The sequence below is a fragment of the Bacillus sp. FSL R5-0431 genome, from assembly GCF_038002985.1.
Taxonomy (GTDB): Bacteria; Bacillota; Bacilli; order Bacillales; family Bacillaceae; genus Bacillus.
Genome location: NZ_JBBOOG010000001.1, coordinates 1,431,044 through 1,450,236 on the forward strand (window position 1 = coordinate 1,431,044; position 19,193 = coordinate 1,450,236).

Below are 19,193 nucleotides of genomic sequence, written 5' to 3' on the forward strand. Positions count from 1 at the left end.
TTGGTGATGTCTTTTATCTTACGAGGTCAACTTGACATTTAGAAGGGAGAAGAAGATGAAAAAATTAAAATTTAAACTCACTTACTACTGGTATAAACTCCTCATGAAGCTAGGTCTAAAGAGTGATGAAATTTATTATATTGGAGGAAGTGAAGCGCTGCCGCCTCCATTATCAAAGGATGAAGAGCAGGAACTGCTTGTCAAATTACCAAAAGGTGATCAAACCGCAAGGGCGATTCTGATCGAAAGAAATTTGCGTTTAGTCGTTTACATCGCAAGGAAATTTGAAAACACAGGTATTAATATCGAGGATTTAATTAGTATCGGAACCATTGGCCTGATCAAAGCAGTCAATACATTTAACCCTGAAAAAAAGATCAAGCTGGCAACATATGCTTCGAGATGTATTGAAAATGAGATTCTGATGTACTTGAGGCGAAATAATAAAATCCGTTCAGAAGTCTCGTTTGATGAACCGCTCAACATTGATTGGGACGGAAATGAACTGCTTTTATCAGACGTACTTGGAACAGATGATGATATTATCACGCGGGATATTGAAGCAAATGTAGACAAAAAACTGCTGAAAAAAGCGCTGGAGCAATTAAATGACCGCGAAAAGCAGATCATGGAACTGAGATTTGGCTTGGTCGGCGGTGAGGAAAAAACCCAAAAAGATGTCGCTGACATGCTTGGGATTTCCCAGTCGTATATTTCGAGGCTTGAAAAAAGAATCATTAAACGATTACAAAAAGAATTTAATAAAATGGTCTAAAAAAATTTTTTGAAAGCTCGATCCCTGTACTGCCAAAGGGATAACCATTTTTTCACATGATTCTCGTCATCGCTCGTGCATATTTTTCCATCCCAAGGAGATACTGAACTTTGTACAACAGCTCCTGTAGGGAGGGAAAAAAGTGTCCAGAAATAAAGTGGAAATCTGCGGAGTCGACACCTCCAAACTGCCTGTTCTGAAAAACGACGAGATGAGAAAATTGTTCAGACAGCTGCAAGATGAGGGTGACGATACAGCAAGAGAAAAGCTAGTCAATGGCAATTTACGGTTGGTTTTAAGTGTGATTCAGCGTTTTAACAACAGAGGCGAGTATGTCGATGATCTCTTCCAAGTAGGCTGTATCGGATTAATGAAATCAATTGATAATTTTGATTTAAGCCACAATGTCAGATTTTCAACTTATGCGGTTCCTATGATCATAGGAGAAATCCGTCGATACTTGCGTGATAACAACCCGATTCGGGTGTCTCGTTCACTAAGAGATATTGCCTATAAGGCACTTCAGGTCCGTGAGAGGCTGATTAGTGAGACAAGCAAGGAGCCAACAGCAGAAGACATTGCCAAAGTGCTCGAAGTGCCTCATGAGGAAATTGTCTTTGCCCTAGATGCGATTCAAGATCCTGTATCTTTGTTTGAACCGATCTATAATGACGGAGGAGATCCGATTTATGTGATGGATCAAATTAGTGATGAACGGAACAAAGACACACAATGGGTGGAAGAATTGGCCTTAAAAGAGGGCATGCGCAGATTGAACGACAGGGAAAAAATGATTCTTCGCAAACGCTTCTTCCAGGGCAAAACGCAAATGGAAGTCGCTGAAGAGATCGGGATTTCTCAAGCACAAGTCTCAAGGCTTGAAAAAGCAGCCATCAAACAAATGAATAAGAACATCTTTTAAAGCCGCCGCTTCATGTGCGGCTTTTTTCATTCTTGTTAGAGAACACGCCTCTAGTATTGACTCGGTTATTTTTTTCATTTAATCTGTTTTTAACAAATGTTATTTTAGATATCATTTGTTAGGGAACACTTAAGCGGAAAGAAGGGTTATTATGACATTCCATGATGAAAGAAGGCTGCTCATTAAGGTTGCGCATATGTATTATGAAGAAGGCGCCACCCAATCTAACATTGCAGAAGCGGTTGGGGTCAGCCGTTCGCTCATATCGAAATATTTGGCAAAAGCACGTGAAGCAGGAATCGTGGAAATCATTATTCATGATGAAGTCAACCAACAGTATGGGTCGTTAGAAAGAAAAATAGAACGCAAATATGGGCTGCGAGAAGTCGTCTGTGTGGAAACACTCAGCAAAGACACAACCAAAAGCCGAATCGGTGCCGCGGCAGCAAGCTTTTTATTAAAAGTGATGAAAGATGGTCAAGTCATCGGCTTTTCCTCAGGGACAACGCTGCATGAAATGGCGAAAGCGCTTACGTCTGTTCAGTACTATCCATCCGTGACATTTGTTCCGCTTGTCGGAGGTGTGGGAAATGAAGACGTCGATATCCATGCCAACTATATTATTGCGAGATGCACAGAGGCACTCAAATCTAAATGTGAGTTTTTACATGTACCCGTCATGCTTGATACGAAAGAAGCGAAGGAAGTACTGATTAGACAGCCGTCGATCAAAAAAGTGATTGAACTAGGAGAATCATCAAATATTGCGGTTGTCGGAATTGGCGGTGTTCCGCAGCATTCAACGATGGTGAAATCTTATATGACAAGCGGCGAAGAGGACATCCTTCAAGCGAAGGGTGTAGCAGGTGACATTTGCTATAACTTTATTGATCATCAAGGGGAAGTATATCCCCACCCATGGAACGACCGGGTGATGGGCATAAGCCCGCAAAAACTGAAAGAAATTCCGCTGGTCATAGGTGTCGCCGGAGGCGAAGAAAAAATTGAAGCGATCCGGGCGGCATTAGCAGGTGGATTAATTCATGTATTAATTACCGATGAACGAACTGGAGATGCCTTATTAAAGTAACTACCTAATATCATTAGGTAGTTTTTTTGAGTCTAAAGACTCAAAAAGATTGAAAATTTTATCGATTTTAGCTTGACACAAAGTTGACACATCATATAAACTAAGTTCATAACAAATGATAAATAAAATAACAAATGTTACAAGAAAAAGTTTTTTGTTAATTTTTATAACATTTGTTAAAAGTTTCAGATTATATTTCTAGCAATCTATTGAGAAGCAAGAAAACCTGAAAGGATGATTTAGATGTCAATCTATCAACAGTTGTTAGCTCGAGAACGCAGTGGAGATCCGATCAAAGTAGGGATTATTGGAGCAGGCCAAATGGGCTTTGGACTCATTTCACAAATTTCTAAAATTCCAGGCATGATTGTCGCTGGTGTTTGTGATATTCACCTTAGTGCAGCAGAGAAGGCAGCAAATTTCTACAAGCAGCATGCGAAGCCGCATCAAATGGTTGTCACAAATGATTACAGAGAAGTGATTCAATCAGATTTCGTGGAAGTTGTAGTAGATGCAACAGGTGTCCCAGAGGTCGGAGCAAACATTTCTTTGGAAGCGCTTAATTCGAAAAAACATCTCGTTCTTTTAAATGTAGAAGTGGATATTACTATCGGTTTGGTCATGCATAAGTTATTCACAAATGCAGGGCTTGTTTACTCAGGATCAGCTGGAGATGAACCAGCAGCAACACTAGAATTATATGAATTTGCGAAAACAATGGGTCTTGAGGTGCTCGTTGCTGGGAAAGGAAAGAACAACCCATTCTTCCCAGAAGCAAATCCAGATACGTGTAAAGCCGAAGCAGATAGTAAACATATGAGTGCACATATGCTGGCTGCATTCCAGGACGGCACAAAAACAATGGCCGAAATGAACTTATTAAGTAATGCGACAGGGCTTCTGCCTGATAAAGTCGGTATGCACGGAGTCGAAGCGAATTTAGAGAATGTAGCAGATAAATTGAATCAAAAACAGCAAGGCGGCGTGCTGGATAACTTCGGAGTCGTTGAATATGTAAATGGACTTGCACCAGGCGTATTTGTCATCGTCAAGAGTGATCTTGAGCCAGTGGATGAAGAACTGCGCTACTTAAAAGTTGGAAAAGGTCCGCACTATACACTTTACCGTCCTTTCCACTTAGCGAGTCTTGAAACACCTGTCACCATCGCAAAAGCGGTCTTACAGCATGATTCATCCATCCACCCAATTGGTGTACCAGTGTCAGAAACAGTAGCTGTTGCGAAAAGAGAGATTAAAGCAGGGGAATCACTTGACGGAATTGGCGGGTACTCCGTAAGAGGTGTACTTGAAACACATCAAGACATGAAAACGAACGGCCACATTCCAATTGGCTTAATCAGCGGAAAAGTCGTAGCGAAAAAAGACATCAAATTAGGACAATTCCTGACTCATGATGATGTAGAACTTGATTCAAACACAACGGTCTGGAAGCTGCGTTCATTACAAGATCATTTATTTCAATCATAAGGGCGTGAAGCTATGGAAAAATTAGCAATCGTACTTTGTATCATTCTCATTGTGCAGTATGGGTTATCTTTTATTCAAATCAAGTACTACCGCAAGAGCATGGATTCACTTATTGATGACTACAAAGGGAAGCAAGGCTATCACTTGTTTTCGGGAATGGAACGGCGCAAAGTTGGCCCTGGAGCCATTGCGCTCATCATTGTGGATGAATCTTATATCATTCAAAAATGCCATGTGCTTGGCGGTGTGTCGATCTTATCTAAATTTAAAGAAGTTCCTTCATATGAAGGAAAGCATGTTGGTGCAGTGCTAGACGAGCACCATATGATGAAGCAGACATTGAAAAAACGCAAAAAGGGGCCAGCTGTCATGCACGCACTTTCCATGGCGGCTGAACAAGCACTTGTCTCGATTTCGAAAAAAAATATAACAAATGTGAACTAAAGAAAGGGGAGATGAAACATGGAATGGATTCAATGGTTTGGAGAGCACTTTATCGGAATGTTTGAAGCCGGCGGAAAGCAGTTCATGGGTCTTGTTACAGGCATCGTTCCAACGCTTGTTGTGTTACTTACTTTCACTTATGCTGTCATGAAGTTTATTGGAGAAGAGCGAGTGAATAGAGCGATCCAGTTTGCAGCGAAATATACGATTTTGCGCTACACGTTAATGCCGATCTTATCTGTTCTTATTTTGACAAACCCAATGGCTTATACGTTTGGCCGCTTCTTACCTGAAAAACAAAAACCAGCATTCTATGATTCAGCTGTTTCATTTGTTCATCCGGTGACATCACTGTTCCCGTATGCCAACGCAGGAGAACTGTTTGTCTACTTAGGGATTGCGAACGGGATTAAAGAAGCAGGATATTCAATGTCAGAACTTGCTGTTCGTTACTTCTTAGTCGGGATCGTCGTCATTTTACTTCGCGGCATCATTACTGAATGGATTACAAAATACTTAGCAGGAAAAATGAAAGCGAATTCACAATAGGGGAGGGTTAGACATGACAAACCACAAAGTATTTGTTGCAAAAGGTGCTGGCGGATGGGGAAAAGGCTTAGAGCTTGAACCGACTGGTAAAAGAAGAAAGGTTGTTTCCATTACAGGGGGAGGCATTCACCCAGTTGCTCGTAAAATTGCAGAAATGACAGGGACAGAAGCATGTGACGGCTTTAAAAACTCGATACCAGAAGATGAAATGATGTGTGTTGTCATTGACTGCGGTGGAACCGCGCGAATCGGACTTTATCCAATGAAGCGCATTCCAACTGTAGACGTTTTGGCTTCCTCTCCTTCTGGACCGCTTGCAAAACATATTACAGAGGATATCTTCGTATCAGGCGTAACAGAAAAGGATATTTCCTTTGCGGAAGCATCTGATGGTGAGGCGAAAGTAGAAGGTCAAGAAAACAGTGAGCCGATTGACAAGGAAAATTTCAAAGAAACCTATTCAAAACTGAAAGAGGAAAATCTCGAGCGTCAGGAAAAAGGTAATTTCCTGATGAGGTTCTCAAGAGGAATCGGAAAAGTCACCGGTACGTTCTACCAGGCCGGCCGTGATTCCGTTGATATGCTTTTGAAAAACATTATTCCATTCATGGCATTTGTCAGTATGTTAATTGGAATTATCAATTATACAAAAATTGGTGACTTGATTGCTCATTTTCTATCGCCACTGGCAGGATCTATATGGGGGCTCTTACTGCTCGTCGTGGTCTGTACATTGCCGTTCCTATCGCCTGTCTTAGGACCTGGAGCAGTCATTGCACAAGTCATCGGTGTTCTCATTGGTAGTCAAATTGCACTAGGGAATATCCCGCCTCAATTTGCACTCCCTGCACTATTTGCCATCAACGGTCAAGTAGGGTGTGATTTCATTCCAGTTGGGCTGTCACTTGGTGAAGCGAAGCCGGAAACGGTACAATATGGGGTACCAGCTGTTTTGTATAGCCGTCTCATTACAGGGGTTCTATCTGTTGTGATCGCATACGTTGCCAGCTTCGGTATGTATTAAACGTATTAAAGGAGGAATCGAGATACATGGTAACACAATCTGTCGTAAAAGAAATTGGGATCTTAGTCCCGCAATTTAAAGAAGATAAGCTGATTGTTTTATTTGGACCCGCAGCGCCGCAGGAATTAAGAGATATGTCCGTCATTCATGAGTTCGAACATTTAGAAGAAGAGCCGTTGAAACTGGGCGGTACCATTCAAGTGGGCGATCAAACGTACACGATCACAGCCCTCGGCAATAAAGCAAATGACAACTTTAAAGAACTCGGCCATATTTCGATCTACTTCCAAGAGCCGTTTGATGATGTATTACCGGGAGCTGTCTTTGCATCCCCGCACACGTTTCCTGATATAAAAGAAGGCGTACGAATTGAAATTTCGTAACGATAAAGAAAAGCTGTTCCGTAAAAGGAGCAGCTTTTTTTATGTGAGGTTTACCAGAAAGAGCAATTGCGATATGCTGTAAACATTCATTATTTGTTTATTCAGAATTTTTACTCAGGGGGAAATGATGGTGTCACTTGAATTGAAGGATGTTTCTTTAAAACGAAATGGGAAATGGCTGCTGCAATCTGTTGACTGGCAGGTGAACAAAGAGGAGCACTGGGTGCTTTACGGTTTAAATGGTGCGGGAAAAACCGCTTTATTAAATATGCTCTGCTCATATTATTTCCCTACGTCAGGTGAGATGACCGTGCTGGGACATGTCTTTGGCAAGGAGGCGCTTGGCGAAAAGCTCAGGAAGAAAATTGGCCTCATTTCTGCGGGACTTGAAAAGAAACTGCACAGAGACGACAATGCATTTGAAATTGTTCTCAGCGGGGCATTTGCATCTATCGGGCTTTATGAAACCCCGACAGATGAGATAAGAGAGAAAGCCATTGATCTATTAAAAGCATTTGGTTCATTCAAATATGCGAACCGGACATATGAAACACTCTCACAAGGAGAAAAGCAAAAAGTCCTGATTGCGAGGGCTTTAATGAATGATCCCAAGCTTCTGATTTTAGATGAGCCTGTGACGGGTCTTGATTTTTTAGCAAGAGAACAGGTGCTGGAGACCATCTCATTCATTGCTTCAAAGCCTGATGCGCCTACTTTACTTTATACGACCCATCATGCAGAAGAGATTTTGCCTGTTTTTCAGCACACCTTGTTATTAAAAGATGGGACTGTTTTTGATCAAGGAGAAACAAAAGAGATGATGACAAGCGATTTGCTTTCTTCCTTCTTTGAATGTCCGGTAGATGTGATGTGGAGAAATGGCCGTCCTCACTTAAGTAAATTGTAGATGAAAGAAACTATTGGTCTGTATCCCTGCTTTTCCATCATACATATTATAGTAGAAAACGAAAGGCGGGGAAGGACAGATGATCAGTATTTCTGAATTCCAAATCAAGGATGTCGTCGATGTGTCGAGCGGAAAAAAACTAGGCACCATTGGGGACATTGATATTAATGTCACGAGCGGTAAAATACAAGCGATCATTATCGGCGGCACAGGTAAAATGATGGGATTTTTCGGAAAAGAAGAGGAAATGATTGTGCCGTGGCGAAATATAGTAAAAATTGGCGAAGATGTGATACTTGTCCGATTGTCTTCTTAAAATTCGTATAACTCCTCAATGAATTATTCAATGATCCTTAAAATAAGCTCTCCATTCTTAGCAAACAATGTCTTTTTCGGGTAAAAAGATTACGTTTTCATATCAATTTGAAAAAAAACCTGTAGAAAGGGCACATTTGAGTGTAATATTTAATGAATCCCACTAACTGTCTACGCATGTCTTGTGGTAAAATAGGAGCGAAATAAAGAGAGATGAATGAAAGGTGGGAGGGCAGCTTTGACACACAAATATGACCCCTTTCAGCAGAAATCACCTTATGCAATGACCATTCATGATTGGACGAACATGACATGTTCTGGTAAAGAGGTATTGGCCGGATTTACGACAAAAAATGGCGGCTTCAGCCTTTCTCCATATCAATCATTGAACACTGGACTCCATGTAGGAGATGATGCTTCTAGTGTCCAAATGAATCGTCAAGTCATAGCAGATGCTACTGCTGTGCCGCTCTCTGATTGGGTGTTTGCAGACCAAACACACGATGACCGCATCAAGAAAGTCACCAAGGAGCAAAGAGGAAGAGGAAGTCTTCATTATCATGAGGCACTGCCTGGAACAGACGGCTTATATACGTCTGAACCGAACATGATGCTCGCTCTTTGTTTCGCCGATTGCGTTCCGCTTTATTTTCTAGCTCCGCAAAATGGACTCATCGGAACAGCCCATGCCGGATGGAAAGGAACCGTCAAGCAAATTGGTGCAAAGATGGTAGATCTATGGGTCAACCAAGAAGGTGCCAAGACCGATCAAATACAAGTCGTCATTGGACCATCCATTGGCAGCTGCTGCTACATAGTCGATGACGTGGTCATGGATCAAGTGAAACAGCTTCCCTTTTCAACAGAGGATGTGTATTCCGAGATTTCACAAGGACAATATAAATTAGACTTAAAAACATTAAACAAAAACGTATTGCTTCATGCAGGGATGAAAGAAGAAAACATACATGTCAGTTCGATGTGCACAAGCTGCTGTGATCAGCTTTTCTTCTCGCACCGGCGTGATCAAGGGAAAACAGGACGTATGATGTCTTTTGTCGGGTTTAAGGAGGCATAAGTGCAATTGAATGTACGAGAGAATCTTAGACAAATAAATGAACAAATAAACGAAGCATGTAAAAGAGCCGGCCGGAACCTAGACGATGTATCAGTCGTCGCTGTCACAAAGTATGTCTCGATTGAGCGAGCACAAGAAGCCAAGGAAGCAGGAATTTTGCACTTTGGAGAAAATCGTGACCAAGGGTTACTTGAAAAACAAGCGGCCATAACCGATGAAAGCATTAGCTGGCACTTCATCGGCAGTTTACAAACACGAAAAGTAAAATCTGTCATTCAAACAATTGACTACTTACATTCGCTCGACAGGATGTCTCTTGCGAATGAAATTGAAAAAAGAGCGGATCACACGGTTCGCTGTTTTGTACAGGTAAACACATCGCTGGAGGAGTCAAAACACGGCTTACAAAGTGAAGACGTGATTCCATTTGTGAAGCAGCTCGCTGATTTCAAAAAGATTGAAATTGCTGGACTGATGACGATGGCTCCATTTACAGATGATCACACTGTGATACGAAACTGCTTTCAAACATTAAAAAATCTTCAAGAAGAAGTAAAACATCTTAACCAAGTAAATGCACCTTGTCAGCATTTATCGATGGGCATGTCAAATGATTTTGAAATCGCAATTGAAGAAGGTGCGACATTCGTTCGGATTGGCTCTTCACTTGTTGGAAATGAAACAGGAGGTGCGTGACATGAGCATAAAAAATAAGTTTAAAAGCTTTTTCACTCTCGACGATGAAGAGTATGAGTACGAATATATTGATGAAGAAAGAGAACCAGTCCAAGAAGAAAAAGGAACGAAGGACAAAGCGGCATTTCAAGAGCGTCCGCAGACTGGAAAACAAAATGTTGTCAGCTTGCAAAGCTTGCAAAAATCCTCTAAAGTGGTGTTAAGTGAGCCGCGTGTTTATGCAGAAGCGCAAGAGATTGCAGACCATATTAAAAACAGACGTGCAGTCGTCGTGAATTTGCAGCGCATTCAGCACGATCAAGCAAAGCGAATCATTGACTTCTTAAGCGGTACTGTTTATGCAATCGGTGGAGACATCCAGCGCATTGGCTCGAATATATTCCTCTGCACACCTGATAATGTGGATGTATCTGGCACAATATCAGAACTTTTGACAGAGGAAGAACCTCAGAGGTGGTAAATCATAGTGATTCTAAATTTCATTTTTAATATTTTAGGAACGGTATTAACGATTTACTCATTCGCGATTATTATTTACATCTTTATGTCATGGGTGCCATCTGCAAGAGAAACATCGATTGGCCGTTTTCTGACAAATATTTGCGAACCGTATTTAGAACCATTTCGTAAAATTATTCCGCCAATTGGCATGATTGACATCTCGCCAATTGTGGCATTGCTTGTGATTCGTTTTGCATCATCATATGGACTAACTGGTCTTTACAATATGATTGTACGCTTCATGTAGACAGGCTGCCGGGCTTGGCACTGCCAGGCTCTTTTACATAAGAGGGGAACAAAATGAGCGATATTTATCAACATTTTAGAAAAGACGAACAGCCATTTGTCGACCAAGTGTTAGGCTGGAAAAAAATCGCACTCGACCAGTATCGAATGAAATTAACAGACTTTCTTGATCCGCGTGAGCAGTTTATTACCGAGTCCGTCATCCAGCATGCTGATGAGCTTGGGATCATTTTTTTTGGCGGGTATGAAGGAGCGGAGCGCAAAAGAGCTCTCATTTATCCTGAATATTTAGAACCGGCTACTCAGGATGCTGAGCTGTCTTATTTTCAGGTGAATTATGCGAAAAAGTTTATTTCCTTAGAACACCCGAAGCTTCTCGGCTCACTGATTGGGACAGGCTTGAAGCGTCAAAAATTTGGAGATCTGTTATTTTCAGAGGAAGATGTGCAGTTTATTTGTACAAGTGATGTCGCCGATTTTGTGCGGGCGCAGCTGACGCATGTTGGCAGAGCCTCCGTTGCATTAGAGGAAATCACGCAGGCAGATTTAAAACCGGTTATGAGCAAGACTGACATCAAAGAAGATACTATTTCTTCACTGCGGCTTGATGCGGTATGTGCTGCAATCAGCCGTCAGTCTCGGCAAAAGGCACAGCTTTTGGTCAAAAATGGGCTTGTCAAAGTTAACTGGAAAGTCACTGAGGACCCTTCCTTTACAATCGGCGAAGGCGATCAGCTCTCTGTACGGGGATTTGGCCGATTTAGCTTGAAAACGATTGATGGGAAGACCAAAAAAGATAAATTTAAAGTAACATTTGAGCTTCTGACATAACGAACTTGAATCTGGAGGTGGCGAGGTTGCCATTAACACCTAATGATATTCATAATAAAACGTTCACAAAAAGCTTTCGCGGCTATGATGAAGATGAAGTAAACGAGTTTTTAAGCCAAGTACGTAAAGATTACGAAATCGTGCTTCGCAAAAAGAACGAACTTGAAGAAAAAGTAAACGAGCTTGACGAAAGACTAGGTCATTTTGCGACAATTGAAGAGACATTAAACAAATCAATTCTTGTGGCGCAGGAAGCAGCAGAAGACGTCAAACGTCATTCTGATAAAGAAGCGAAATTGATTATTCGTGAAGCGGAGAAAAATGCAGATCGTATTATCAACGAAGCGCTATCAAAATCAAGAAAGATTGCGATGGAAATCGAAGAGCTGAAGAAACAGTCGAAGGTCTTTAGAACTCGCTTCCAAATGCTCATCGAAGCTCAGCTTGATCTTCTAAAAAATGACGATTGGGATCATTTACTGGAATATGAAGTTGACGCTGTCTTTGACGAAAAAGAATAAGCGCATCATCTTGACATGGCGTGCACATGTTGCATATAATACCATCATAAATTAACAAGAGATAAACGTTTGAAAGGGACACTCGCAGTTGTCATATGCGTAATAAAGCGAATCAGGGATGGTGGAAGCCTGACATTACGAGACGCTGCAATGAGATCACCCCTTTAGTTCCTTTTCTGAAATGAATGAGTAAGAAAAGGCGTCTGATCACGTTACGATTTTAGAGTGGATAAGCGGCTGTTTCATAGCGCTTGTCTAAAAGGGTGGTACCGCGAGACAAGCCTTCTCGTCCCTTATGGGATGAGAGGGCTTTTTTTATTGTTTTTTAATCAGAATTTGCATATGGAGGAATGGGTATGAACTACAAAGACACCTTATTAATGCCGAAAACAGAATTCCCAATGAGAGGGAACTTGCCGAACAAAGAGCCTGAAATCCAAGAGGAGTGGGCAGAAAAAGACATCTATCAAATGGTTTTAGAGCGTACAAAAGGACGCCCAACCTTTATTTTGCATGATGGACCTCCATATGCGAATGGTGACATTCATATGGGGCACGCACTCAATAAAATCCTAAAAGATTTTATTGTCCGTTTTAAATCAATGAATGGGTTCCACGCACCGTACGTACCGGGCTGGGATACACACGGCTTGCCAATTGAAACAGCACTCACTAAAAATAAAAAAGTCAAACGTAAAGAAATGTCGACAGCTGAATTCCGTAAATTATGTGAAGAGTATGCTTGGAAGCAAATCGAGGGTCAGCGCAATCAATTTAAGCGATTAGGCGTAAGAGCAGACTGGGACAATCCATATGTCACGTTAAAGCCTGAGTACGAAGCGCAGCAAATTCTTGTCTTTGGAGAAATGGCGAAGAGAGGCTATATTTACAAAGGACTAAAGCCTGTTAACTGGTCTCCTTCAAGTGAGTCAGCACTTGCTGAAGCGGAAATTGAATATAAAGACAAACGTTCACCATCCATTTACGTTTCATTTAAAGTGAAAGATGGCAAAGGCGTACTTGAAAACGGCGAACAATTCATCATCTGGACAACAACCCCTTGGACACTTCCTGCAAACCTTGGGATTTGTGTTCATCCAAACCTAGAGTACAGCGTTCTTCAAGTGGGTGCTGAGCGATATGTTGTCGCATCTGAGCTAGTTGAACAAGTGGCAAAAACACTTGGCTTTGAAGAGTATGAAGTCGTGAAAACATTAAAAGGAAAAGAATTAGATACCATCGTTGCAGAGCATCCGATCTACGGCAGAGATTCTCTTGTCATGCTTGGCGACCACGTGACAACGGATGCAGGAACAGGCTGTGTTCACACAGCTCCAGGTCACGGGGAAGATGACTTTATTGTCAGTATGAAATACGGTCTTGATGTGCTATGTCCAGTAGACGAAAAAGGTGTGATGACAGAAGAAGCGCCTGGTTTTGAAGGATTATTCTACGAGGATGCCAATAAAGCGATCACAGAACAGCTTGAAGCAAAAGGCGCACTGAAAAAGCTCGACTTTATCACGCACTCTTACCCGCATGACTGGAGAACGAAAAAACCAACCATTTATCGTGCGACAGCTCAGTGGTTTGCATCGATTAAGGATTTCAGAGAAGCGCTATTAGACAATATTAAAGAAACGAAATGGGTTCCAGCATGGGGCGAAACACGCCTATTCAACATGGTGCGAGACAGAGGCGACTGGTGCATTTCAAGACAGCGTGTATGGGGCGTTCCAATTCCGGTCTTTTATGCGGAAAATGGCGAGTCGATCATCACAGATGAAACGATTCAGCATGTCTCTCAATTATTTAGAGAACATGGCTCTAATATTTGGTTTGAAAAAGAAGCGAAAGAACTATTGCCAGAAGGCTTTACACATCCAGGAAGCCCGAACGGTGAATTCACAAAAGAGCAGGACATCATGGATGTATGGTTTGATTCAGGTTCTTCTCACCAGGCCGTTTTAGAAGAAAGAGATGACCTTGTCCGTCCGGCAGACCTTTACCTTGAAGGCTCTGACCAATATCGCGGCTGGTTTAACTCTTCCTTATCAACAGCAGTTGCTGTCACTGGAAAAGCACCGTATAAAGGTGTTCTAAGTCACGGCTTTACGCTTGATAAAGAAGGACGCAAGATGAGTAAATCATTAGGCAATACGATTGACCCAACAAAGGTAGCGAAGCAGCTTGGGGCGGAGATTCTTAGACTTTGGGTATCTTCTGTCAACTATCAAGCCGATCACCCAGTGTCTGATGATATCTTGAAACAAGTAGCAGAGGTCTATCGTAAAATCCGTAACACGTTCCGATTCCTGCATGGAAACCTATTTGACTTTAACCCAGCAGTCAATGCGGTGCCGGTAGAAGAGCTTCGCGAAGTGGATCAATATATCTTGATCAAATTAAACAAATTGATTGATAAAGTGAAAAAGGCCTATGATGATTACGAATTTGCAATCGTATATCATGCGATTCACAATTTCTGTACGATTGAGCTAAGCTCTTTCTATCTCGATTTTGCAAAGGATGTCGTGTACATTGAGCATGCAGATCATCCAGACCGCCGCAGCATGCAAACGGTCTTCTACGAAACATTAATGGCATTAGTGAAGCTGACTGCACCAATTCTTCCGCATACAGCAGATGAATTATGGAGCCACTTAAGCTTTGTTGAAGAGCCAAGTGTTCAGTTAACAGATATGCCAGAAGGTGTGACTGTTCCTCAAGCGGAAGCGACAGAAGTGAAGTTTGACCGCTTTATGGAAGTGCGTGACGATGTTCTAAAAGCGCTCGAAATTGCGCGTAATGAGAAAGTCATCGGACGTTCACTTGAAGCAAATGTGACTCTTTATGCGACAGAAGAAGTGAAAAATCTTCTTGCATCCATTAAAGAAGATGTGAAGCAGCTCTTTATCATCTCTGAATTAACGGTAGAAGATGAGCAAAATGCTGACGTATCAGCACCTGGATACACATCAGGACGGATTCTGGTTCAAAAAGCAGAAGGAGAACTGTGCGAACGTTCCCGCATTATTTCAAAAGATGTTGGTGCAAATCCGAAATACCCAACATTGTCACTAAAAAATGCTGAAATCGTGGAAAAATATTACCAGAATTAACAGTGTGATATGACCAACTAGCGCCCCGCCATATGCGGGGCGTTTTCTTTTTTGCGAAAATGACAGCGTTTAGAACGAAAGGAAAAATCTTATGGCTTTAAAGTGAGCAGCCGGGGCAACAATATGATTATCACGACAGGGCAGGAGTTGAAATAGCGACATGAATGGCGATCTAGAGACGATTTACACGGAACTCCTTCAAATGAAAGAAGAGCTGCAATCTAAACTGTTTGAATACGCATCATTTCGTTCACCCGCTGAGCATGTCTCAATGAACGAGGTCCAAACGACCACGCTTCTTTATCACATCAAAGAAGAGCTGCAAGATGTGTCTCTCGCTATTACAAAAATTGAGCAGGGAACCTATGGTATATGTGAGGCGACAGGTGATGCCATTCCGCTTGAACAAATGAGTATTCTTCCTACCGCCCGCACGGCTGACGACTTTCTATATCATAAGCAATACGAGAAAAAAGCATTCACTCCTTATCCTCATGAATCAGATGATTCTCATTTTGAAGCCTTCCACATGTAGGGAGGTTTTTGTCTGTCAACTAAAGTTTCTTTACTCCTTCCTGTTTTCTTGATAAAATGCTTAAAGACCAAAGTATGAAGATGGAGGAACGTGTGTGTTCTATTACATAATCGCATTCGTGATGATTTGTTTAGATCAATTAACAAAATGGCTCATTGTCAAAAATATGATGCTCGGAGATTCTTATCCAGTGATTGATGGCTTCTTTTATATCACGTCTCACCGAAATTCAGGAGCCGCATGGGGAATTCTCCAAGGACAAATGTGGTTTTTCTATGTGATCACACTCGTTGTTATTGCGGGAATTGTTTATTATTTGCAAAAGCATGGGCAAAAGGACAAGCTGCTTGGAGTAGCACTGGCCTTAATGCTTGGCGGAGCAATTGGAAACTTTATCGACCGCGTTTTCCGTCAGGAAGTGGTAGATTTTGCTCATTTCGTCTTTGGGAATTATCACTACCCAATCTTTAATATTGCAGATTCTTCTCTATGTGTAGGGGTTATTCTGCTCTTCATTCAAATGCTGTTAGATGGAAAGAAAACTAAGGAGTCAACTACATGAATCAAGTAAATATTGCCGTTTCAGAAGAACAAACGAGTGAACGGCTTGATAAATTTCTAAGCACGACAGAACCAGAATGGTCAAGAACCCAAGTCCAGCAGTGGGTAAAGGATGGGCTGATCGAAGTAAACGGGAAACAAGTGAAAGCCAATTACAAAGTACAAGCTGGAGATCAGATTAAAGTCGAGATTCCAGACCCAGAAGTACTAGATGTAGAAGCAGAACCAATGGATCTTGATATTTATTATGAGGATGCAGATGTGCTAGTGGTGAATAAACCACGAGGAATGGTTGTTCATCCAGCGCCAGGTCACGTCTCTGGAACACTTGTAAATGGCCTGATGGCACATTGCACGGACTTATCAGGCATTAATGGTGTGATGCGTCCTGGAATTGTCCACCGAATTGATAAAGACACGTCTGGACTGTTAATGGTCGCAAAAAACGATATGGCGCATGAATCACTCGTCAATCAGCTCGTGGCTAAGACCGTCACAAGAAAATATACAGCCGTTGTCCATGGCATTATCCAGCATGATACAGGCACAATTGATGCCCCAATTGGCAGAGACAAAAAAGACCGCCAAAGCATGACGGTTACAAAAGAAAGTGCAAAACAAGCAGTCACTCACTTTGATGTGATTGAACGCTTTCAGGACTTCACGGTTGTGGAGTGCCGTCTTGAAACAGGAAGAACACACCAAATTCGTGTTCATATGAAATATATCGGCTATCCGCTTGCAGGAGATCCAAAATATGGACCGAGAAAGACAGTCGATTTTAATGGACAGCTGCTTCATGCAGGTGTTCTAGGATTTGATCATCCTAGAACAGGAGAATATATCGAGTTCACAGCACCGATTCCTGCTGATATGCAAGCTTTTATCGATTCATTAAGAAATAACGATTGACAGGCAGTTCTTTTTTTGAAATAATAAACGAAGAAATGAAGATTCTTTAAAACAGTCCAGAGAGGCTGAGAAGGATAACGGATCAATTTGTGCACGTGTATGCACAAATGAACGCCCCTCTCTGCCGTTTGCAGAAGGGGCTTTTTATTTGTCAAAAAGAGGTGTAAAAGATGGAACAAAAAGCAGTCATTCTTGATGAACAAGCGATCAGACGAGCGCTTACCCGAATTGCACATGAAATGATTGAGCGCAATAAAGGGATGAAAGATGTCATCCTTGCGGGGATCAAGACAAGAGGCATTCATCTTGCAAAGCGCCTTGCAGAGCGCATCGAGCAAATTGAAGGAAATCCAGTCACAGTGGGTGAACTTGATATTACGCTATACCGTGATGACCTGACAAAAAAGACAGACAACCAAGACCCGCTTGTAAAGGGTGCAGACATCCCAGCTGACATTAATGACAAAACACTGATCGTCGTTGACGATGTCCTGTTTACAGGCAGAACCGTCAGAGCGGCCATGGATGCCCTTGTGGATGTAGGAAGACCATCTTCCATTCAGCTTGCTGTTCTCGTCGACCGGGGACACCGAGAGCTTCCGATTCGAGCGGATTATATCGGGAAGAACATTCCGACATCAAAAGCAGAGACCGTCATGGTTCAATTGAATGAAGTAGATCAAAACGACCTTGTCGCTATATATGAAAAATAACCTTTTTAAATGCATTCCAGAGAGTTTGCAAAGAGGGCAATAACAGAGACACCGAGCACACGGCTTAAGTGACGTGTACGGTTTTTCTAGGCCTCTTTGCGCATACTCGCAAAGAGGCTTTTTTTATGAAAAAGGACACATCTAGGAGGAAAATCATGAGTCAGCAAAAAGCCAATTTAGGCATTCGAGATATCCCAAAACCGTTCACATGGCTGTCACTTAGCCTTCAGCATTTGTTTGCCATGTTTGGCGCGACCATTCTTGTACCAAAAATCATTGATATGAGTCCGGCCGTCGCGCTCATCTCAAGTGGTGTTGGAACCATTGTTTACTTAATCATTACAAGAGGACAAATTCCGGCATATCTTGGATCGTCCTTTGCCTTTATCGCCCCCATACTGAATGTCAAAGCAACAGGCGGCCCTGGAGCCGCAATGGTTGGTGCCTTCATGGCGGGTGTCGCTTATGCACTCATTGCACTATTTATTAAATGGCTCGGCACAGGCTGGCTGATGAAACTTCTGCCGCCGGTCGTCGTAGGGCCAGTCATTATGGTCATCGGACTCGGACTCGCTGGAACAGCTGTCAACATGGCGATGTATGTTGATCCGAATGCAACCGAGCTTGTTTACAGCCTTAAGCACCTAATGGTCGCCGGCTTTACTCTGGCTGTCACGATTATCAGCATGATCTTCCTAAGAGGATTCCTAAGCTTGATCCCAGTATTAATCGGAATTATTAGCGGCTATCTCTTTGCTTTAACACAAGGCATTGTGAACTTCCAGCCGGTCATTGACGCGAAATGGTTTGCTGTACCAGACTTCGTCGTACCATTTGCCGACTACACACCTGCTGTGACTTTAAGCATTCTCACAGTGATGGTGCCGGTTGCCTTTGTGACAATGTCTGAGCACATCGGCCACCAAGTGGTGTTAAGTAAAGTTGTAGGGCAAGATTTTATTAAAAAACCTGGTCTTCACCGCTCCATTTTAGGAGACAGTGCAGCGACGATCTTCGCTTCACTCATTGGCGGACCGCCAACAACAACGTATGGAGAGAACATCGGGGTCCTTGCCATCACAAGAGTGTTCAGTATCTTCGTCATCGGCGGAGCAGCAGTCTTTGCGATCTGCTTCGGCTTTGTCGGAAAAATTTCAGCATTAATCAGTACAGTGCCGTCCGCGGTCATGGGAGGCGTTTCGTTCCTGCTCTTTGGGATCATTGCCTCAAGCGGTCTGAGAATCCTGATTGATCATAAAGTAAATTTTGAAGAAAAGCGTAATCTCATTATCGCATCAGTCATCTTAGTCATTGGAATTGGCGGGGCATTCATTGAGGTGAAACAAATCAACCTCACACTATCTGGAATGGCACTTGCTGCCATCACGGGTGTCCTGTTAAACCTGATCCTGCCGCAGCAAAAAGCGGAGGATGACGAGTCAAATGAATCGAATACAGAAAACCTTTTAAAAGAAGTCCAGTGAGGCTGACAAGGGTTCTAAAATGAGCAGAATGCACGAAAGTGCCGCTGCTTCTTTTGGAGAACCCTAAGCTGCCGAGGCTTAGGGTTTTTTTGAACC

The 19,193-nt window shown here is 42.4% G+C and carries 22 protein-coding genes and 1 other annotated feature; all 22 genes read left to right on the forward strand.

The window, feature by feature from the left end; translation table 11 throughout:
* Positions 1 to 55 precede the first annotated feature (55 nt).
* The 22 genes from sigE (at position 56) to MKZ03_RS07230 (ending at position 19,097) form a co-directional block, all read left to right on the forward strand.
* The gene (gene sigE, locus MKZ03_RS07125) at positions 56 to 775 is read left to right on the forward strand and encodes an RNA polymerase sporulation sigma factor SigE (RefSeq protein WP_007499746.1); all 720 of its coding nucleotides are present in this window, start codon (positions 56 to 58) and stop codon (positions 773 to 775) included.
* 142 nt (positions 776 to 917) lie between these two features.
* A complete protein-coding gene (gene sigG / locus MKZ03_RS07130) occupies positions 918 to 1,697 on the forward strand; it encodes an RNA polymerase sporulation sigma factor SigG (protein WP_003211879.1) in 780 nt (259 codons plus the stop codon).
* 151 nt (positions 1,698 to 1,848) lie between these two features.
* Positions 1,849 to 2,787, forward strand: coding sequence for a sugar-binding transcriptional regulator (locus tag MKZ03_RS07135; RefSeq protein ID WP_106072247.1), 939 nt, complete (start codon positions 1,849 to 1,851; stop codon positions 2,785 to 2,787).
* A 243-nt stretch (positions 2,788 to 3,030) separates the two neighbouring features.
* Entirely contained in the window at positions 3,031 to 4,275 is a 1,245-nt protein-coding gene (locus MKZ03_RS07140; protein WP_034662533.1) for an NAD(P)H-dependent oxidoreductase, read from the forward strand.
* 12 nt (positions 4,276 to 4,287) lie between these two features.
* The gene (locus tag MKZ03_RS07145; protein ID WP_034662530.1) at positions 4,288 to 4,719 is read left to right on the forward strand and encodes a transcriptional regulator GutM; all 432 of its coding nucleotides are present in this window, start codon (positions 4,288 to 4,290) and stop codon (positions 4,717 to 4,719) included.
* A gap of 18 nt (positions 4,720 to 4,737) precedes the next feature.
* Positions 4,738 to 5,268: a PTS glucitol/sorbitol transporter subunit IIC gene (gene srlA, locus MKZ03_RS07150; protein ID WP_003210918.1), complete on the forward strand. Its 531-nt coding sequence runs from the start codon at positions 4,738 to 4,740 to the stop codon at positions 5,266 to 5,268.
* Positions 5,269 to 5,281: 13 nt separating this feature from the next.
* The gene (gene srlE, locus MKZ03_RS07155) at positions 5,282 to 6,292 is read left to right on the forward strand and encodes a PTS glucitol/sorbitol transporter subunit IIB (protein ID WP_307499579.1); all 1,011 of its coding nucleotides are present in this window, start codon (positions 5,282 to 5,284) and stop codon (positions 6,290 to 6,292) included.
* Positions 6,293 to 6,318: 26 nt separating this feature from the next.
* Positions 6,319 to 6,675, forward strand: a complete 357-nt coding sequence (locus MKZ03_RS07160) for a PTS glucitol/sorbitol transporter subunit IIA (RefSeq protein WP_007499733.1) — start codon at positions 6,319 to 6,321, stop codon at positions 6,673 to 6,675.
* Between the two features lie 127 nt (positions 6,676 to 6,802).
* Positions 6,803 to 7,582 (forward strand): ABC transporter ATP-binding protein, encoded by a 780-nt coding sequence (locus tag MKZ03_RS07165; RefSeq protein ID WP_106036777.1) that lies wholly within the window; start codon positions 6,803 to 6,805, stop codon positions 7,580 to 7,582.
* A gap of 79 nt (positions 7,583 to 7,661) precedes the next feature.
* Complete coding sequence (locus tag MKZ03_RS07170; protein WP_008344958.1) at positions 7,662 to 7,898, forward strand: YlmC/YmxH family sporulation protein; 237 nt, start codon at positions 7,662 to 7,664, stop codon at positions 7,896 to 7,898.
* Between the two features lie 237 nt (positions 7,899 to 8,135).
* A complete protein-coding gene (gene pgeF / locus MKZ03_RS07175) occupies positions 8,136 to 8,975 on the forward strand; it encodes a peptidoglycan editing factor PgeF (RefSeq protein ID WP_334748994.1) in 840 nt (279 codons plus the stop codon).
* A gap of 6 nt (positions 8,976 to 8,981) precedes the next feature.
* A complete protein-coding gene (locus MKZ03_RS07180; RefSeq protein WP_334750264.1) occupies positions 8,982 to 9,671 on the forward strand; it encodes a YggS family pyridoxal phosphate-dependent enzyme in 690 nt (229 codons plus the stop codon).
* Position 9,672: 1 nt separating this feature from the next.
* The gene (locus MKZ03_RS07185; RefSeq protein ID WP_034662521.1) at positions 9,673 to 10,131 is read left to right on the forward strand and encodes a cell division protein SepF; all 459 of its coding nucleotides are present in this window, start codon (positions 9,673 to 9,675) and stop codon (positions 10,129 to 10,131) included.
* Positions 10,132 to 10,137: 6 nt separating this feature from the next.
* Positions 10,138 to 10,419, forward strand: coding sequence for a YggT family protein (locus MKZ03_RS07190; protein ID WP_060596198.1), 282 nt, complete (start codon positions 10,138 to 10,140; stop codon positions 10,417 to 10,419).
* Positions 10,420 to 10,472: 53 nt separating this feature from the next.
* Positions 10,473 to 11,249, forward strand: a complete 777-nt coding sequence (locus tag MKZ03_RS07195) for a YlmH family RNA-binding protein (RefSeq protein ID WP_341031401.1) — start codon at positions 10,473 to 10,475, stop codon at positions 11,247 to 11,249.
* A 26-nt stretch (positions 11,250 to 11,275) separates the two neighbouring features.
* Positions 11,276 to 11,770, forward strand: a complete 495-nt coding sequence (locus MKZ03_RS07200) for a DivIVA domain-containing protein (protein WP_003211323.1) — start codon at positions 11,276 to 11,278, stop codon at positions 11,768 to 11,770.
* Between the two features lie 59 nt (positions 11,771 to 11,829).
* Positions 11,830 to 12,067, forward strand: a binding site (T-box leader).
* A gap of 59 nt (positions 12,068 to 12,126) precedes the next feature.
* Entirely contained in the window at positions 12,127 to 14,892 is a 2,766-nt protein-coding gene (gene ileS / locus MKZ03_RS07205; RefSeq protein WP_341031403.1) for an isoleucine--tRNA ligase, read from the forward strand.
* A gap of 160 nt (positions 14,893 to 15,052) precedes the next feature.
* A complete protein-coding gene (locus tag MKZ03_RS07210) occupies positions 15,053 to 15,427 on the forward strand; it encodes a TraR/DksA family transcriptional regulator (RefSeq protein ID WP_341031404.1) in 375 nt (124 codons plus the stop codon).
* Between the two features lie 94 nt (positions 15,428 to 15,521).
* Positions 15,522 to 15,989 carry a signal peptidase II gene (gene lspA / locus MKZ03_RS07215; protein ID WP_012009890.1) on the forward strand — a complete coding sequence of 156 codons (468 nt, stop codon included), beginning with the start codon at positions 15,522 to 15,524 and terminating at the stop codon, positions 15,987 to 15,989.
* Positions 15,986 to 16,900 carry an RluA family pseudouridine synthase gene (locus MKZ03_RS07220; RefSeq protein ID WP_034662506.1) on the forward strand — a complete coding sequence of 305 codons (915 nt, stop codon included), beginning with the start codon at positions 15,986 to 15,988 and terminating at the stop codon, positions 16,898 to 16,900. The genes lspA and MKZ03_RS07220 overlap by 4 nt, the downstream gene beginning before the upstream one ends.
* Positions 16,901 to 17,070: 170 nt before the next feature.
* Positions 17,071 to 17,613: a bifunctional pyr operon transcriptional regulator/uracil phosphoribosyltransferase PyrR gene (gene pyrR, locus MKZ03_RS07225; RefSeq protein ID WP_024424234.1), complete on the forward strand. Its 543-nt coding sequence runs from the start codon at positions 17,071 to 17,073 to the stop codon at positions 17,611 to 17,613.
* Positions 17,614 to 17,768: 155 nt separating this feature from the next.
* Positions 17,769 to 19,097, forward strand: a complete 1,329-nt coding sequence (locus MKZ03_RS07230; protein ID WP_307499585.1) for a solute carrier family 23 protein — start codon at positions 17,769 to 17,771, stop codon at positions 19,095 to 19,097.
* The last annotated feature ends 96 nt before the right edge of the window (positions 19,098 to 19,193 follow it).

What these genes read in the sequence shown, in the direction of transcription:
- srlE (WP_307499579.1), top strand. Translation starts at nt 5,282, where the DNA reads ATGACAAACCACAAAGTATTTGTTGCAAAAGGTGCTGGCGGATGGGGA.
- srlA (WP_003210918.1), top strand. Translation starts at nt 4,738, where the DNA reads ATGGAATGGATTCAATGGTTTGGAGAGCACTTTATCGGAATGTTTGAA.
- MKZ03_RS07135 (WP_106072247.1), top strand. Translation starts at nt 1,849, where the DNA reads ATGACATTCCATGATGAAAGAAGGCTGCTCATTAAGGTTGCGCATATG.
- MKZ03_RS07230 (WP_307499585.1), top strand. Translation starts at nt 17,769, where the DNA reads ATGAGTCAGCAAAAAGCCAATTTAGGCATTCGAGATATCCCAAAACCG.
- MKZ03_RS07160 (WP_007499733.1), top strand. Translation starts at nt 6,319, where the DNA reads ATGGTAACACAATCTGTCGTAAAAGAAATTGGGATCTTAGTCCCGCAA.
- pyrR (WP_024424234.1), top strand. Translation starts at nt 17,071, where the DNA reads ATGGAACAAAAAGCAGTCATTCTTGATGAACAAGCGATCAGACGAGCG.
- MKZ03_RS07210 (WP_341031404.1), top strand. Translation starts at nt 15,053, where the DNA reads ATGAATGGCGATCTAGAGACGATTTACACGGAACTCCTTCAAATGAAA.
- MKZ03_RS07195 (WP_341031401.1), top strand. Translation starts at nt 10,473, where the DNA reads ATGAGCGATATTTATCAACATTTTAGAAAAGACGAACAGCCATTTGTC.
- MKZ03_RS07165 (WP_106036777.1), top strand. Translation starts at nt 6,803, where the DNA reads ATGGTGTCACTTGAATTGAAGGATGTTTCTTTAAAACGAAATGGGAAA.
- MKZ03_RS07140 (WP_034662533.1), top strand. Translation starts at nt 3,031, where the DNA reads ATGTCAATCTATCAACAGTTGTTAGCTCGAGAACGCAGTGGAGATCCG.
- MKZ03_RS07220 (WP_034662506.1), top strand. Translation starts at nt 15,986, where the DNA reads ATGAATCAAGTAAATATTGCCGTTTCAGAAGAACAAACGAGTGAACGG.
- ileS (WP_341031403.1), top strand. Translation starts at nt 12,127, where the DNA reads ATGAACTACAAAGACACCTTATTAATGCCGAAAACAGAATTCCCAATG.
- sigE (WP_007499746.1), top strand. Translation starts at nt 56, where the DNA reads ATGAAAAAATTAAAATTTAAACTCACTTACTACTGGTATAAACTCCTC.
- MKZ03_RS07170 (WP_008344958.1), top strand. Translation starts at nt 7,662, where the DNA reads ATGATCAGTATTTCTGAATTCCAAATCAAGGATGTCGTCGATGTGTCG.
- MKZ03_RS07145 (WP_034662530.1), top strand. Translation starts at nt 4,288, where the DNA reads ATGGAAAAATTAGCAATCGTACTTTGTATCATTCTCATTGTGCAGTAT.
- MKZ03_RS07185 (WP_034662521.1), top strand. Translation starts at nt 9,673, where the DNA reads ATGAGCATAAAAAATAAGTTTAAAAGCTTTTTCACTCTCGACGATGAA.